This window comes from Pseudomonas sp. xss_2, assembly GCF_043104195.1.
Lineage (GTDB): Bacteria > Pseudomonadota > Gammaproteobacteria > Pseudomonadales > Pseudomonadaceae > Aquipseudomonas > Aquipseudomonas urmiensis.
Genome location: NZ_JBICKL010000069.1, coordinates 16,663 through 31,011, shown reverse-complemented (window position 1 = coordinate 31,011; position 14,349 = coordinate 16,663). Strand labels below are relative to the sequence as shown.

Here is a 14,349-nt window from a genome sequence, read left to right as displayed (position 1 = left end):
TTTGGCTTTGGCTTTGGCTTTGGCTTTGGCTTTGGTTTTGGTTTCTGCGAGAGCGTAGCGATTCGCCTGCTTTTGATCTTAGTGCGCGCAGGTTCAGACGCTACAGATTCGCGACGTCAGGAGGCCGAGCGGAGGGTTTGCGGAGTGAGGTGACGGCCATGGATGGCCGTCAAGCGCTGCGGCCCAGGAGGGGCCGTACAGCGCGGTCCTCACGGGAGCAAGCCCGGAGTGAGGGAACCCGAAGCGCAGCGTAGGGCCGTATGCAGGAGCGAGCGGTTTTGCTTACTTTTCCCAAGAGAAAAGTAAGCCGCCGTAAAGGCGGAAGGGGCCAGTGGCATCGCCACCAAGAATGGATAAGCCCGCAATACCAAAGCCCAAAGCCCCCAAAGCATCCCCATTTGCAAGTAAAGGAATGTGTCGACTGCTACCCCAGTTGCATCCCGTGTAAGAAATTGCTCACACATGCTGTAAGTCATCGACCTACGGATCAGTAAATTATTGTCGTTTTCAAACCTATCCGTTTCTTAACCAATTGAAAGTTAACGATTTATTAAATATGAAGAAGTGTTTCCGTAGTAACGTTTTGAAAGCCGCAGCGCTTGTCTCCCAAAATGAAATCGCTAGTATTCGAACTGTGCCGACGGACAGGCGCAGGCCCTCAGGAAGAAGGCCAAGGACATCGCAGGAAAGCGATTCATCAGGACGATGTTTGGGACAAACAGGGACTACGGAAAAAATGTGGGCGGGTCAAACCGCCCCTTTTTTTTGCCTGCCGTTCAGTGCCAGAGCAATCCTCACCCAGCTTCCAGAAAACGCCCAAGCTCAGCCTTGGGCGTTTTCGTTGCTGATCAAATCCCAGGCAATAAAAAAGGCGACCCTAAGGCCACCTTCCTTGAACCGAAACGCCAAGCGTATCAGCGTTCCAGATCAGCAATCTTACCGGTCTTGCCATCCCACTCTTCAGCATCCGGCAGCGCGTCTTTCTTCTCGGTGATGTTCGGCCAGATCTCCGCCAGCTCGGCGTTGATCTCGATGAAGTTCTCCATGCCCGCAGGCACTTCGTCTTCCGAGAAAATGGCTTGAGCCGGGCACTCAGGCTCGCACAGTGCACAGTCGATGCACTCGTCCGGGTGGATGACCAGGAAGTTCGGGCCTTCATAGAAGCAGTCCACCGGACAGACTTCAACACAGTCGGTGTACTTGCACTTGATGCAGTTGTCGGTGACGACGAAGGTCATTTCTAATTTTCTCCTCAGGCAACGGCAGCGTGCCCTTCCTTGCAGGGCAGCGCGGTTCACAGGTATGTGGCTGCAGGCCAGGCTAATAACCTGCAGCACCAGCAAACCGCGCGGGATTCTACCAGCTTGCGCAGGCGGCCGTTATAACAGGTTCTTCAGTTGATATAGCATTTCGATAGCTTGGCGCGGCGTCATGTCGTCCAGGTCGAGCTTGCCCAGCTTCTCGATGGCTGGGTGAGGCAGGCTGGCGAACAGATCGCTTTGGTGCGGCGCTTGCGGCTCGCCCTTGGCAGCCTTGGTCACCGGCGCCTCATGCGGCAGGCTGGTCGTTTCCAGGCGGCCCAGGTGCTCGCGGGCACGCTGGATCACTGGCGCCGGGACACCGGCCAGCTGCGCCACGGCCAGGCCGTAACTCTGGCTGGCAGGGCCAGGCAGCACATGGTGCAGGAACACGATGCGCTCATTGTGCTCAGTGGCGTTCAGGTGCACGTTGGCCACCAGCGGCTCATTCTCCGGCAGTACGGTCAGCTCGAAGTAGTGCGTGGCGAACAGCGTATAGGCACGCAGCTGCGCCAGGCGCTCGGCAGCGGCCCAGGCCAGCGACAGGCCATCGAAGGTACTGGTGCCGCGACCGACTTCATCCATCAGCACCAGGCTGCGGTCGGTGGCGTTATGCAGAATGTTGGCGGTTTCGCTCATTTCGACCATGAACGTCGAGCGCCCGCCGGCCAGGTCGTCGCTGGAGCCGATACGGGTGAAGATGCGATCGACCAGCGACAGCTCGCAGCGCGCCGCCGGGACGAAGCTGCCGATGTGCGCCATCAGCACGATCAGCGCGGTCTGACGCATGTAGGTCGATTTACCGCCCATGTTCGGGCCGGTGATGATCAGCATCCGCGTGCCATTGTCCAGGCCCAGGTCGTTGGCCACGAACGGGGTGGTCAAGACTTGCTCGACCACCGGGTGGCGGCCTTGCTCGATGCGCAGGCATGGCTCGTCGACGAAGCTTGGGCAGTTCAGGTCCAGGGTCAGGGCGCGCTCGGCCAGGTTGCTCAAGACGTCCAGCTCGGCCAGTGCCGCGGCGCTGTCCTGCAACGGCGCCAGGTGGCCGATCAGGGTTTCCATCAGCGCGTCGTAGAGCATCTTCTCGCGCGCCAGGGCACGGCTCTTGGCCGACAGTGCCTTGTCTTCAAACGCTTTGAGCTCTGGGGTGATGAAGCGCTCGGCGCCCTTGAGGGTCTGGCGGCGAATGTAGTCCCCAGGGGCTTGCTCGGCCTGCTTGGTCGGCAGTTCGATGAAGTAGCCGTGCACGCGGTTGTAGCCGACCTTGAGGTTGGCCAGGCCCGTGCGGGCTTTCTCACGTGCTTCCAGGTCGATCAGGAACTGGCCGGCGTTCTCGCTCATGGCCAACAGCTCATCAAGCTCGCTGTCGTAGCCGGTCTTGAGCACGCCACCGTCACGGATCACCGCTGGCGGATTGTCGACGATCGCTCGTTCCAGCAGGCTGGCAAGTTCCGGGTAGGTGCCAGTGATCGCGGCCAGGCGGGCCAGGTGCGGCGCCTCCAACTCTGCCATGGCGTTTTGCAGCTCGGGCAACGCGCCAAGGGCATCGCGCAGGCGGGCAAGGTCACGAGGACGTGCGTTGCGTAGGCCGATCCGGGCGAGGATCCGTTCCAGGTCACCGATTTCCTTGAGCTGCGGCTGCAGTTTCTCGTAGCGGTAGCCATCGAGCAGGCAACGGATCGAATCCTGACGCGCCTGCAGCACTTTCAGGTCGCGTAGCGGGCGGTTCAGCCAGCGGCTCAGTAAACGGCTGGCCATGGCGGTCTGGCAGCGGTCGATGACCGACTGCAGGGTGTTGTCGCGACCACCGGCCAGGTTGATGTCCAGTTCCAGGTTACGCCGGCTGGCACCGTCGAGCACGACCGTGTCGTCCATGCGCTCGTGGCGCAGGCTGCGCAGATGGGGCAGGGTGGTGCGCTGGGTTTCCTTGGCGTAGCTCAGCAGGCAGCCAGCCGCGCCAATGGCCAGGGTCAGCTTGTCGCAGCCAAAGCCTTTGAGGTCCTTGGTCGCGAACTGCTGGCAGAGGCTTTTACGTGCCGAATCACGGTCGAAGTCCCACGGTGCACGACGGCGGCAGCCTGGGCGCTTCTCGGCCGGCAGATCGCGCGGCCAGTCATCGGGGATCAGCAGCTCGACCGGGTTGATCCGCTCAAGTTCGGCCAGCAGGTTTTCCCAGCCTTTGATCTCCTGCACGGTGAAGTTGCCGCTGGTGATGTCCAGCACCGCCAGGCCGAACAGTCGCTCGTCACCGAGCAAGGCAGCGATCAGGTTGTCGCGGCGCTCGTCGAGCAGCGCTTCGTCACTCACCGTACCCGGGGTGATGATGCGCACTACCTGACGCTCGACTGGGCCTTTGCTGGTAGCCGGATCGCCGATCTGCTCGCAGATCACCACCGACTCGCCGAGCTTGACCAGCTTGGCCAGGTAACCTTCCGCCGAATGGAATGGAATCCCGCACATCGGGATCGACTGGCCGGCCGACTGACCGCGTGCGGTCAGGGTGATGTCCAGCAGTTTGGCGGCTTTCTTCGCGTCTTCGTAGAAGATCTCGTAGAAATCGCCCATGCGGTAGAACATCAGCTGGTCCGGATGCTGATTCTTCAGCTTCCAGTACTGCTGCATCATCGGTGTGTGTGCGGAGAGATCAGACATTCGGGGCCTTACAGCGGGTGATTCGGTTGGCGATTTTCAAACCGGCAATGGTACAGGCTTTTTTCCAGCGCTGCAGGAGGTTGGGATAGGGCAAATCTGCGCAGGCAATGATTAGCTGCGATGGCCATAGAGGTGCTGGAGCAGGAGCAGTTCGAACACCACCACTAGCGTGCACAGCATGATGAATCCCGGGCTGAATACCCGACGTGGATGGTTCGATGAGTAGTCATCGAAAACTTGTGGGCTGATCATCCAGCACACCAGGGTAACCAGAATCAATTTGATGGCGGTTCCTAGCCATCTATGCACTTTATGCATGTTCAACGCGGGCGCTCCTGTCTGCGTTTCAGCTCGGACGCGACGTTAGCGAGTGGCGAGGGAGGGATGCAAGTTTTTTGCCCATCAGCATCGATTGCATTTCAATTGCGCTGGCTGCATTATGCATGTTATGCAAAAACGCAACGTAGCCTCCGTACTCAGAACCTTGCTCGACCGCCACGGCCTGTCCCCGACGGAGCTGTACCGGCGCACGGGCGTTCCCCAATCCACCCTGTCGCGGATCCTCAGCGAGAAGATCGTCGATCCTTCGGACAAGCACGTGTCGAGGATCGCCGAGTATTTTGGCGTGAGCACCGATCAGTTGCGTGGCCGTGTCGAGCTGGGCGAGTCGCGTGAAGCGGCGCAACCGGCCCATGGGCATGCCGAGCTCAGTGACATCAGCCTGTGGGACGATGAAACCCCCGTCGAGGATGACGAGGTGTCGGTACCTTTTCTTCGTGAGGTCGAATTGGCAGCAGGATCAGGAAGATTCGTCATCGAGGAAAGCGAGCGCGCGCGCCTGCGTTTCGGCAAGCGCAGCCTACGCCACAACGGCGTGCAGTTCGATAATGCCAAGTGCGTGACAGTGCGCGGCAACAGCATGCTGCCAGTGCTTCGCGATGGCGCCACGGTGGGGGTCAATACTGGCAAGTGCTCAATCGGTGACATCGTCGACGGCGACCTTTATGCCATCAACCATAACGGCCAACTGCGGGTGAAGCAGGTCTACCGCCTGCCCACCGGGATTCGGCTGCGCAGCTTCAACCGCGATGAGCATCCCGACGAAGACTACAGCTTCCAGCAAATGCAGGAGGAGCAGATCAGCCTGCTCGGCCATGTGTTCTGGTGGGGTATGTACGCCCGCTAAATAACCTGCTCGACAGAAAACCCGCCTCGGCGGGTTTTTTTTCGTCTTGTGAAAACTCCTACAACCTGCGCGGCGCATAGCTTGGATGCATATCAGCAAATTCCAATGCATAGAAATTTGAAGAAATGCATTGACTGCATATGCATCAATGCATAACCTGTGTCTCAAGCCGGTCAGCAACCGGTTGTTACACAGGCAGCGATGAACAGGCCTCAACTGTTCAGAGGGTTGGCAACTGGCCCGGGTGTGCAGCGTAAAGCACCACGAACAGTTATCCGGCGGGCAGGCGGCCGCGGTCGGAGTCACCAATTTGAAGCGTAACCGTGCGGCGTCACCAGTCGTGGCCGGCGGTTTGCCAACGCATTACTGAAAAGCCTGGCGGGCCGGGCTTTTTGGAATGCCGCGATCAACGGTAATCGATCCGCCGGCAGTTGCCGGCGGGCATCACACAGGAGACAGGACAGTGACGAACGAGCAACAAGCGTTGCTGGAGATGCCGCTCTGGCTGGTAATCGTCCTGGCATTGCTGGGGGGTATTTCTGGCGAAATGTGGCGCGCCGACAAAGCTGGCGCCCGCGGCTGGTCGCTGGTGCGGCGGCTGGCGCTGCGCTCTGGGGCATGCATGGTATGTGGGGTATCCACCGTGATGCTGCTGTATGCCACCGGCATGTCGATCTGGACGGCTAGCGCCTTTGGCTGCTTGACCGCCATGGCTGGCGCCGATGTCGCCATCGGCCTTTACGAGCGCTGGGCAGCGAAGCGACTTGGGCTGCGCGACGCATCCCCCACGGACGAGCGGTAGGAGCGCATGGCATGAGCGAATTGACCACTTTATATGCGGCGTTGACCGCCACGATCCGTGAGGCGATGCCCGAGCTGGCGTCAGTCGATGCACATTCAACCCTAGGCAATACCCCCGCTTTGCCGGCGCTGCGCCATGGCATCGTGCGCATGACAGCTGACGCTGCGCCGCGCGATGGACGCTCGGTGCTGATCGCCAGTTTCGAGGCTGACATTACCGCCGACACCCTCAACCCTGAGGCTCGCCTGCAAGGCAGCCTGCTGGCGGCGCAATTGATGGACCTGTTGCGCCAACAGTTCTGGGGGCTGGATTTCGTCGAAGCCAGCCGCAATGTGCAAGCACAGTTCGAAGCGGGCGATTGGAAAGTGCGCTGGGATCAGCCGGTGCTGCTCGGCGAGCCCCAATGGCCCTGGCCGGATCAACCCGCAGGTAGCTTGCTGCTGGGCATCGATCCAGATACCGGGCCTGGTAATCAGAGCCGCTATTTCGCCCCGGAGGACCTGGCATGAGTTACGCCAGTGCCATGCACGATCGCATGCTTGCCAGCTTGCTGATCCCATGCCGGGTAGTAGCGGTCGACCTGGCGGCAGCGCGAGTGCGGGTTGCCGACGGCAGTGGCTGGACCAGCGCTTGGCTGCGCTGGCATTCCCTCGCCGCCGGCAAGGCTCGGCATTGGCGGGCGCCGAGCCTGGGCGAGCAGGGCGTACTGGTCAGCCCCAGCGGGGAGCCGGCCCAGGGTACCTTCGTGCCAGGCCTGTATGGCAATGCCGGCAGCGCGCCGGATAACCGCGATCACGTCGCGGCGTGGTATTTCGACGATGGCGGCTCGCTGGCCTATGACTGGCAAGCGCGTCGCTACGACATCCACCTGCCAGTGGTAACGCCACGGTCACAGTCGGCGCCAGCACCGTACAGGTCAGCGATGGCGCCATCACGCTCGATGCCGCAGCCATCACCCTCACCGGTAGCGTCGCGATCAACGGCCCGCTGCAGGTTAGCGGCGATATCCACGGCGGCGGCCGGATCATCGATACGGCCGGGAATACGGCCAATCACAAACATTGAACAAAGCCCGCTGCTGCGGGCTTTTTCATATCAGGAGGCAACTATGAAACTCCATCAGCATGCGCCTGCCTGTGCGGGCTGGTCTGCGGCAGGAGGTGCCCCATGATCGGCATGGACCGCCGCAGCGGCCAGCCCTTGGCCGGCATCGCTCACCTTCGCCAATCGATCGACGACATTCTCACCACCCCGCTTGGCAGCCGCCGCATGCGCCCCGAATACGGCAGCCAACTGCGTCGCTATGTCGACATGCCGGTCAACGAAGGCTGGAAGAGCGCCGTGCAAGCCGAGGTCGCTCGCGCCCTGGGCCGCTGGGAACCGCGCCTGAAGCTTGAGCGGGTCAAGGTGGTAGCGGTACTCGATGGCCAAGTCAGCCTGCTCCTGAGTGGCCGCTACCTGGGCGACGAGGCCCTGCTGGAGGTGAGCGTATGAGCCAGGTAGACCTCTCCCGCCTGCCCGCACCGCAGCTACTCGAGGACCTTAACTACGAAGACCTTTACCAAGCCGACCTAGAGACCTTCCGCGCCCACCTGGGGGATGACTGGACGGCGCAGCTCGAAAGCGATCCGGTCACCAAGCTGCTGGAGGTCGGCGCTTATCGCAAGCTGCTCAACCGGGCGCGTATCAACGATGCGGCCAAGGCGTTGCTGCTGGCCTATGCGCAAGGCAGTGATCTGGACCAGCTGGCCGCTAATGTCAGTTTGCAGCGCCTGGTGATCCAGGCGGCAGACCCGACCCGTGTGCCGCCTGTAGAGGCGCAGCTTGAGTCCGACGATGCCCTGCGCGAGCGGGTGCAACTGGTCTACGAAGGGCTGACCACGGCAGGGCCGCGCAACAGCTACATCCTGCATGCCCGCAACGCGTCGGGGCTGGTCGCTGACGCGACCGCCGAGAGCCCGTCGCCGGCTGTCGTCGACGTCACGGTGCTGAGCCTGGATGGCAACGGTGTCGCCAGCCCTGAATTGCTGGCAGATGTTGCGGCCTACTTGAACGACGACGACATTCGCCCCGTGGCTGACCGGGTTAATGTGCGCAGCGCCGAGGTGCTGGCGTATCGCATCGATGCATTGCTGTACATGGCTGACAACGGCCCGGAATCAGAGGCGATTCTTGCCGAATGCCAGCGCCGCTTGCAGGCCTGGATCAACCCACGACGACGCCTGGGCTTGGAAGTTGCCCGCTCCGGTATCGATGCCCAGTTGCATATCGGCGGTGTCAGCCGGGTCGAACTGGGCAACTGGACCGACATCCGTCCGAGCAAGGCCCAGGCCGCCTGGTGCACGGGTTTTTCGCTCAAGCGCGGAGGCTGATATGCATAGCCTTCTACCGCTCAATCGTACGCCCCTGGAGCGGGCCATCGAGGTGGCCGGGGATGAAGACCTCAAGGTCGACCTGCGTTTGCTCTACAACCCCGATAACTGCCCATCACACCTGCTCTATCAGCTGGCCTGGGCCTGGTCGGTCGACCGCTGGGACGATAGCTGGAGCGACACCATCAAGCGTTCGGTGATCCGCTCGGCGTTCTTCGTCCACGCCCACAAAGGCACCCTCGGCGCACTCAGGCGGGTGGTCGAGCCATTCGGCTATCTGATCGAGGTAGAGGAGTGGTGGCAGGCCGAACCCGCAGCACTGCCCGGAACCTTCGCCTTGAAGATCGGTGTGTCCGACGCAGGCATCAACGAACAAACCTATCAGCAGCTGTCGTCGCTGATCGATGACGCCAGGCCCGTCAGTCGACACTTGACCGGCCTGGTCATCAGCCTCGAAAGCCGCGGCGCTTTTCATGTCGGCTGCGCATGCCAAGAAGGCGACGAGCTGGACATCTACCCCTTGGCGGCACGTGACATAGACGTTATCGGCGTCATCGGTCGCGGTGGCCGCGAACATTCAATCGATACCTTGGACATTGCACATGGTTGACCAGAATTCACAGTTCTACGCCATTCTCACCAACGTGGGGGCGGCGAAGCAGGCCAACGCGGATGCCTTGGGCATCGCGTGGAAAATCACCCAGATGGGCGTCGGCGACGCCAACGGCACCGATCCGACGCCAAGTGCCAACCAGACCAAACTGCTCAACGAATGGCGCCGGGCGCCGCTGAACCAGCTCAAGGTCGACGACAAGAACAGCGCCATCATCATCGCCGAGCAGGTTATTCCTGCCGATGTCGGTGGCCGCTGGATCCGCGAGATCGCGCTGTATGACGCCGATGGCGACATGATCGCCGTGGCCAATTGCGCACCGACTTTCAAGCCACTGTTGAGCCAGGGATCGGGTCGTACCCAGATCGTGCGGATGAACTTGGTCGTCAGCAGTGCCAGCAATGTGCAACTGAAAATTGATCCCAGCGTGGTGCTGGCCACCCGTGAATGGGTGACAGAAGAGTTGGCCAGGCAGGACTTCAAGCGTTCGGTGCTGGCCGCGACCACTGCGGCTATTACCTTAAGCGGATTGCAGGGTATCGACGGGGTTGCGCTGCCAGCTGGCGCGCGGGTTCTGGTGAAGAACCAGGCTGCCGCGAAGGACAATGGCCTGTACCTCGCCGCTAGCGGCGCCTGGACACGCTGCAGCGATGCTGACAGTTCCACCAAGGTCACTCCGGGGCTACTGGTGCATGTCGAACAAGGCAGCGTCAATGCCGATAGCGCTTGGCAACTGGTAACTGACGGCCTTATTTCCGTAGGCGTAACCGCGCTAGCGTTCGAAATGGCCTACGGCCGGAGCGGCGTCGCAGCAGGTACTTATCGTGGCGTCACGGTGGACAAGTATGGCCGCGTGGTGGCGGCCAGCAACCCGACTACGGTCGCAGGTTACGGGCTCACAGACGTCTATACCAAGGCGCAGGTCGACGCGTCCTTGGCACTCAAGGCCGACCTTGCCTCTCCCATCTTGAGCGGTGCACCGAAAGCCCCGACAGCGGCGATCGCTAGCAACGACACGAGTATTGCCACTACCCAGTTCACGCAACAGTTACTGGGCTCTTTGGGTTGGGGCAGTGTAGGAGTATCCGGCAGCAATCTACCTGCTGGATCCAATCTCAACAGCATGACTACCCCAGGTTCCTACGGGCAGACGGCCAATGCCAACGCGACCCTGGCCCTGAATTATCCCGAGGCAGTCGCCGGCACCCTGTTGGTGCAATGTGCCAGCCCGGCGATTTGCAGTCAGCTCTACACCACCTACAACAGCGGCCGGGTCTACAGCCGCTCGTGCTACTCCAATGTCTGGTCGGCCTGGGCGGAATTGAGCATCACCGATTCGCCCGCCTTGCGCGGCGCGCCAACGGCGCCGACAGCGGTGAAAGGCACCAATACCCAGCAGCTGGCAACCACCGCTTTCGTCCAGGGAGCGATTGCGGGCCTGGTCGACTCGGCTCCCGGCACCCTCGATACGCTCAAGGAGCTGGCTGCGTCATTGGCCAACGATCCGAACTTTGCTACCACCATGACCAATGCCCTGGCGGGCAAACAGCCTTTGGATGCAACGCTGACCGCCCTTGCCGGCTTGAGCTCAGCCGCTGACCAACTGATCTACAGCACGGCGGCCGACACGTTCGCCATGGCGCCGTTGTCGGCGTTCAGCCGCACCTTGCTCGATGACGCCAATGCGCAGGCGGCGCGTACTACCTTGGGCGCAGCGCCAACAACACACACACATGCCATCAGTGAAGTGGTCGGCTTGGCCGCTGCGGTGAATGCCGCCAGTGGTTTAGCCCAAGGAGCGACAAACCAGGACCCTAATCTTGCGGTCAACCAGGTCATCCTCAGTAATCATGCCAATACGCCGGACCCAGTCTGGTACTGGCACATAACGACAACCTTCTACTCGACGATTGCTTCGACTTCCAACCGCAGCCAGCTGGCGATTCAGTATTCCGGTGGCAGTGCAGTGTATGCCCGTAGCCAATACAACAACCAATGGACTGCCTGGGCCAGGCTCGACAACGGTGTCCCCCCAGGCAGCATCATCCATGTGGCAGGCAATACGCCGCCGGTTGGCTACATCAAGGCCAATGGTGCTGCGGTGGGTCGAGTGCTCTATGCCGGGTTGTTCGCCCAGATCGGTACGACGTTCGGCGCAGGTGATGGCAGTACCACGTTCAATCTGCCGGACTTGCGCGGCGAGTTCATACGAGGCGTCGATGACGGGCGCGGGCTGGACGCCGGTCGAGTCCTGGGTTCGGTACAGGCTGGGCAGAACCTCAGCCATACCCACACAGGTTCTGCCGCGGCGGCAGGTGCGCATACCCACGCCATCAGCGGTACCGCCCTGGCCGCCGGCGAGCATAGCCATACCGCGCCTCGTGCGCAGAACAACAACGTCGGTGGTGGCTCGCCCAACTTCACCACCGCCAACTTGCAGAACGGCACGACCGCAGCCACCAACCCGGCCGGTGCCCATACCCACACTATTTCCGGCACCGCTGCCAGTGCCGGTGACCACAGCCACGTGGTGACGATCGGTGCTAGCGGTGGCAATGAAGCACGTCCGCGCAACATCGCGCTGCTCGCATGCATCAAATACTGACGAGGTAAACATGGACGCACCTACGACCTATAACGCTCATCCTGAAACCCTGGAGTACATTGGCCAAGGCCTGGCTGATCCCGATCCGCTGGAGGAGGGCAACTGGCTGGTGCCCGCACTCGCCTTCGCCGACTCCCCGCCAGCCTCCAGCCCCGGCTTTGCGATAGTGCGCAACAGGCAAACAGACACCTGGGAGTTGGTTCAAGACAATCGTGGCACCGTCTATAGCACTGCCACTGGTGATGCCCAGGAGTATCTGCTGTTGGGACCGCTGCCAGACACGCTGACCCGCGAGCCCTTCCCAGGCCCGCTGCACACTTGGAATGGCAGTGCCTGGGTGGCCGATGTCGATGCACAACGTGACAAGGCCGTGGCCCTGGCGCTGGCTTTGCGCGACAGCAAGCTGGCTGAGGCAGCGATCCGTATCGTGCCACTGGAAGATGCCGCCGATGTTGGCGAAGCGAGTGAGCAGGAGCTTGCCGCACTGCTTGCCTGGAAGCGCTATCGCATCGAGCTCAACCGAGTGAACCAGCAAGCCGATTACCCCTTGGCCATTCGCTGGCCGGTCAGTCCTGACCAGGCGATTGCCTCCACCACCAACCCCCCTCAATAACTTTCTGCCTGGGTAGAAGGTTCGTTTTTCTGCACCCCATCCAGACCCCGCATCGCGGGGTCTTTTCATATCTGGAGTACTAACACATGAGTGGATTCTTCCACGGCGTCACCGTTACTAATGTCGATACCGGCGCGCGCAGCATTGCGCTGCCTTCTTCGTCGATCATCGGCCTGGTCGACACCTTCAGCGAAGGCGCTGGCATCAGCGCCATGGCCAACGAGCTGGTGCTGATCACCAGTGAGCGCGAAGCGGTCGCGGCGTTCGGCCAGGACGCCGCCATCACCAAGGCCTGCCGGGCAATCTACAGCCGCGCCAAGGCCGTCATCGTCGCCTGTGGCGTAGCCAAGGTCGAAGACGCAGCCGAGCAGACCGCAGCCATCATCGGCGCGGTTCAAGCGGATGGCAAACGCACCGGCCTGCAAGCGCTACTCGACGGCAAGAGCCGCTTCAACGCCCAGCCACGCCTGCTAGTGGCGCCCCAGCACAGTGCCGTCGAGGCCGTCGGCACCGCGCTGGTCGCCCTGGCCGACAAACTGCGCGCCATCGCCATCATCGATGGGCCGAACACCACCGACGAGGCGGCCATCGCCTACGCTGGCAACTTTGGCGCCAAGCGAGCCTTCTTGGTCGACCCAGGCGTGCGTTACTGGGACAACGACGCCGAGGCCACCATCGATGCACCAGGTTCGGCCTGGGTCGCCGGCCTGTTCGCCTGGACTGACAGCGAATACGGCTTCTGGGCCTCGCCGTCGAACAAGGAGTTCGTCGGTATCACGGGTACCCGCCGTCCGGTGGAGTTCCTCGATGGCGACGACAGCTGCCGCGCCAACCTGCTGAACAACGCCAACATCGCCACCATCATTCGCGACGACGGTTTCCGCCTGTGGGGTAACCGCACCCTGTCCAGCGATCCGAAATGGGCCTTCGTCACTCGTGTGCGGACCATGGACATCGTCATGGACGCGATTCTCTACGGCCACAAATGGGCAGTCGACCGGGCGATCACCGCCACCTACGTCAAGGACGTCACCGAGGGCCTTCAGGCCTTCATGCGCGACCTGAAGAACCAGGGCGCGATCATCAACTTCGAGGTCTACGCCGACCCTGAACTGAACACCGCCAGCCAACTGGAGCAGGGCAAGGTGTACTGGAACATCCGGTTCACCGATGTCCCGCCTGCCGAAAACCCCAATTTCCGCGTCGAAGTCACCAACCAGTGGCTGACCGAAGTCCTCGATTCCGCCGCTTAAGGAGCGCATCTACATGGCAATGATTCCCGAAACCCTGGCCAACCTGAACCTGTTCGTCGACGGCGTCAGCTTCCAGGGCGATGTACCCAGCCTGACCCTGCCCAAACTCACCCTGAAGATGGAAGAGCACCGCCCCGGCGGCATGGACATGCCGGTCGAGATGGACCAGGGCATGGAGAAACAGGAAGCCGCGTTCACCACGACCGGTGTGCGCCGTGAAGCCCTGAAATTCTTCGGCCTGGCCGATGCCAGTGCCTTCAACGGCACCTTCCGCGGCGCCTTCAAGGGCCTCAAGGGCAAGATCAATCCAGTAGTGGTCACCCTGCGTGGCGCGCTCAAGGAAGTCGACATGGGCGACTGGAAATCCGGCGACAAAGCCGAGATCAAGCACAGTGTTGCCGTCACCTACTACAAACTCGAAGTCGATGGCCGCCTGGTCTACGAGATCGATGCCCTGGGCATGAAGCGGGTGATCGACGGCGTCGACCAACTGGCCGCGCAACGTGCAGCCCTTGGCCTGTAAGGAGAACCGACATGGCTCAAGCGAAAAAGCTTCCGCAATGGCTGACCCTGAACGCTGAGCGGGTGACGGTGCGCTTGTCTCGTGCCAGCGAAGCCAACGGCGTACAGGTCGACAGCCTGTCGCTGCGTGCGCCGACTGTGCGTGACATCCGCAATGCCCAAGCGGGTGGCGCGGGCGATGACGAGCAGCGTGAACTGAACCTGTTCGCCTCGCTGGCCGAGGTCGGCGTCAAGGACCTCGAAGGCCTGGCCCTGAAAGACTACAGCCGCTTGCAGAGCGGCTACTTTCGCCTGGTGCAGGACGACGAGCTTTGACCCGGCCCGGCAGAAAGCCGCTGCCAAGCGGCTGGCCAAGGAGCTGAACTTTTCCGCGAGCGAAATCATGACCATGTCGCACAGCGACATGGTCTGGTGGCTTTCGGAGTAAAAG

14 protein-coding genes and 2 pseudogenes are annotated in these 14,349 nt (G+C 61.6%); 13 read left to right on the top strand and 3 right to left on the bottom strand.

Features of this window, described 5'->3' with window-relative positions; all coding sequences use genetic code 11:
- Positions 1–914 precede the first annotated feature (914 nt).
- From fdxA to ACF8K2_RS17245, 3 genes are all read right to left on the bottom strand, one after another.
- Entirely contained in the window at positions 915–1,238 is a 324-nt protein-coding gene (fdxA, locus tag ACF8K2_RS17255) for a ferredoxin FdxA (protein WP_186555408.1), read from the bottom strand.
- Between the two features lie 141 nt (positions 1,239–1,379).
- Positions 1,380–3,953: a DNA mismatch repair protein MutS gene (gene mutS, locus ACF8K2_RS17250; RefSeq protein ID WP_392466301.1), complete on the bottom strand. Its 2,574-nt coding sequence runs from the start codon at positions 3,951–3,953 to the stop codon at positions 1,380–1,382.
- A 111-nt stretch (positions 3,954–4,064) separates the two neighbouring features.
- Positions 4,065–4,205, bottom strand: coding sequence for a hypothetical protein (locus tag ACF8K2_RS17245; RefSeq protein WP_186555406.1), 141 nt, complete (start codon positions 4,203–4,205; stop codon positions 4,065–4,067).
- Between the two features lie 187 nt (positions 4,206–4,392).
- On the opposite strand from ACF8K2_RS17245, the gene ACF8K2_RS17240 reads away from it, so the two are divergent.
- The 13 genes and pseudogenes from ACF8K2_RS17240 to ACF8K2_RS17180 all read left to right on the top strand — a co-directional run bounded on the left by ACF8K2_RS17240 (position 4,393) and on the right by ACF8K2_RS17180 (position 14,234).
- The gene (locus tag ACF8K2_RS17240; protein WP_186555405.1) at positions 4,393–5,139 is read left to right on the top strand and encodes an XRE family transcriptional regulator; all 747 of its coding nucleotides are present in this window, start codon (positions 4,393–4,395) and stop codon (positions 5,137–5,139) included.
- A gap of 463 nt (positions 5,140–5,602) precedes the next feature.
- Positions 5,603–5,941 carry a phage holin family protein gene (locus ACF8K2_RS17235; protein ID WP_186555404.1) on the top strand — a complete coding sequence of 113 codons (339 nt, stop codon included), beginning with the start codon at positions 5,603–5,605 and terminating at the stop codon, positions 5,939–5,941.
- Between the two features lie 11 nt (positions 5,942–5,952).
- The gene (locus ACF8K2_RS17230) at positions 5,953–6,450 is read left to right on the top strand and encodes a hypothetical protein (protein WP_312152068.1); all 498 of its coding nucleotides are present in this window, start codon (positions 5,953–5,955) and stop codon (positions 6,448–6,450) included.
- A pseudogene (locus tag ACF8K2_RS17225) lies at positions 6,447–7,006 on the top strand (phage baseplate assembly protein V). Before ACF8K2_RS17230 ends, ACF8K2_RS17225 begins: the two are co-directional and overlap by 4 nt.
- Positions 7,007–7,108: 102 nt before the next feature.
- Complete coding sequence (locus tag ACF8K2_RS17220) at positions 7,109–7,435, top strand: GPW/gp25 family protein (protein WP_186555401.1); 327 nt, start codon at positions 7,109–7,111, stop codon at positions 7,433–7,435.
- The gene (locus tag ACF8K2_RS17215; protein WP_186555400.1) at positions 7,432–8,313 is read left to right on the top strand and encodes a baseplate J/gp47 family protein; all 882 of its coding nucleotides are present in this window, start codon (positions 7,432–7,434) and stop codon (positions 8,311–8,313) included. Before ACF8K2_RS17220 ends, ACF8K2_RS17215 begins: the two co-directional genes overlap by 4 nt.
- A gap of 1 nt (position 8,314) precedes the next feature.
- Positions 8,315–8,923: a phage tail protein I gene (locus ACF8K2_RS17210; protein WP_392466298.1), complete on the top strand. Its 609-nt coding sequence runs from the start codon at positions 8,315–8,317 to the stop codon at positions 8,921–8,923.
- Positions 8,916–10,025 (top strand): annotated as a pseudogene (locus ACF8K2_RS17205) (phage tail protein); the annotation flags it as partial. The gene ACF8K2_RS17210 and the pseudogene ACF8K2_RS17205, both read left to right, overlap by 8 nt.
- Before the next feature lie 24 nt (positions 10,026–10,049).
- The gene (locus ACF8K2_RS17200) at positions 10,050–11,531 is read left to right on the top strand and encodes a tail fiber protein (protein WP_392466303.1); all 1,482 of its coding nucleotides are present in this window, start codon (positions 10,050–10,052) and stop codon (positions 11,529–11,531) included.
- A 10-nt stretch (positions 11,532–11,541) separates the two neighbouring features.
- Entirely contained in the window at positions 11,542–12,144 is a 603-nt protein-coding gene (locus tag ACF8K2_RS17195) for a tail fiber assembly protein (protein ID WP_186555398.1), read from the top strand.
- A gap of 86 nt (positions 12,145–12,230) precedes the next feature.
- Positions 12,231–13,397, top strand: coding sequence for a phage tail sheath subtilisin-like domain-containing protein (locus ACF8K2_RS17190; RefSeq protein WP_392466296.1), 1,167 nt, complete (start codon positions 12,231–12,233; stop codon positions 13,395–13,397).
- A 13-nt stretch (positions 13,398–13,410) separates the two neighbouring features.
- Positions 13,411–13,920: a phage major tail tube protein gene (locus tag ACF8K2_RS17185; RefSeq protein WP_264236123.1), complete on the top strand. Its 510-nt coding sequence runs from the start codon at positions 13,411–13,413 to the stop codon at positions 13,918–13,920.
- Positions 13,921–13,931: 11 nt separating this feature from the next.
- Complete coding sequence (locus tag ACF8K2_RS17180; RefSeq protein WP_186555395.1) at positions 13,932–14,234, top strand: phage tail assembly protein; 303 nt, start codon at positions 13,932–13,934, stop codon at positions 14,232–14,234.
- Positions 14,235–14,349 lie beyond the last annotated feature (115 nt).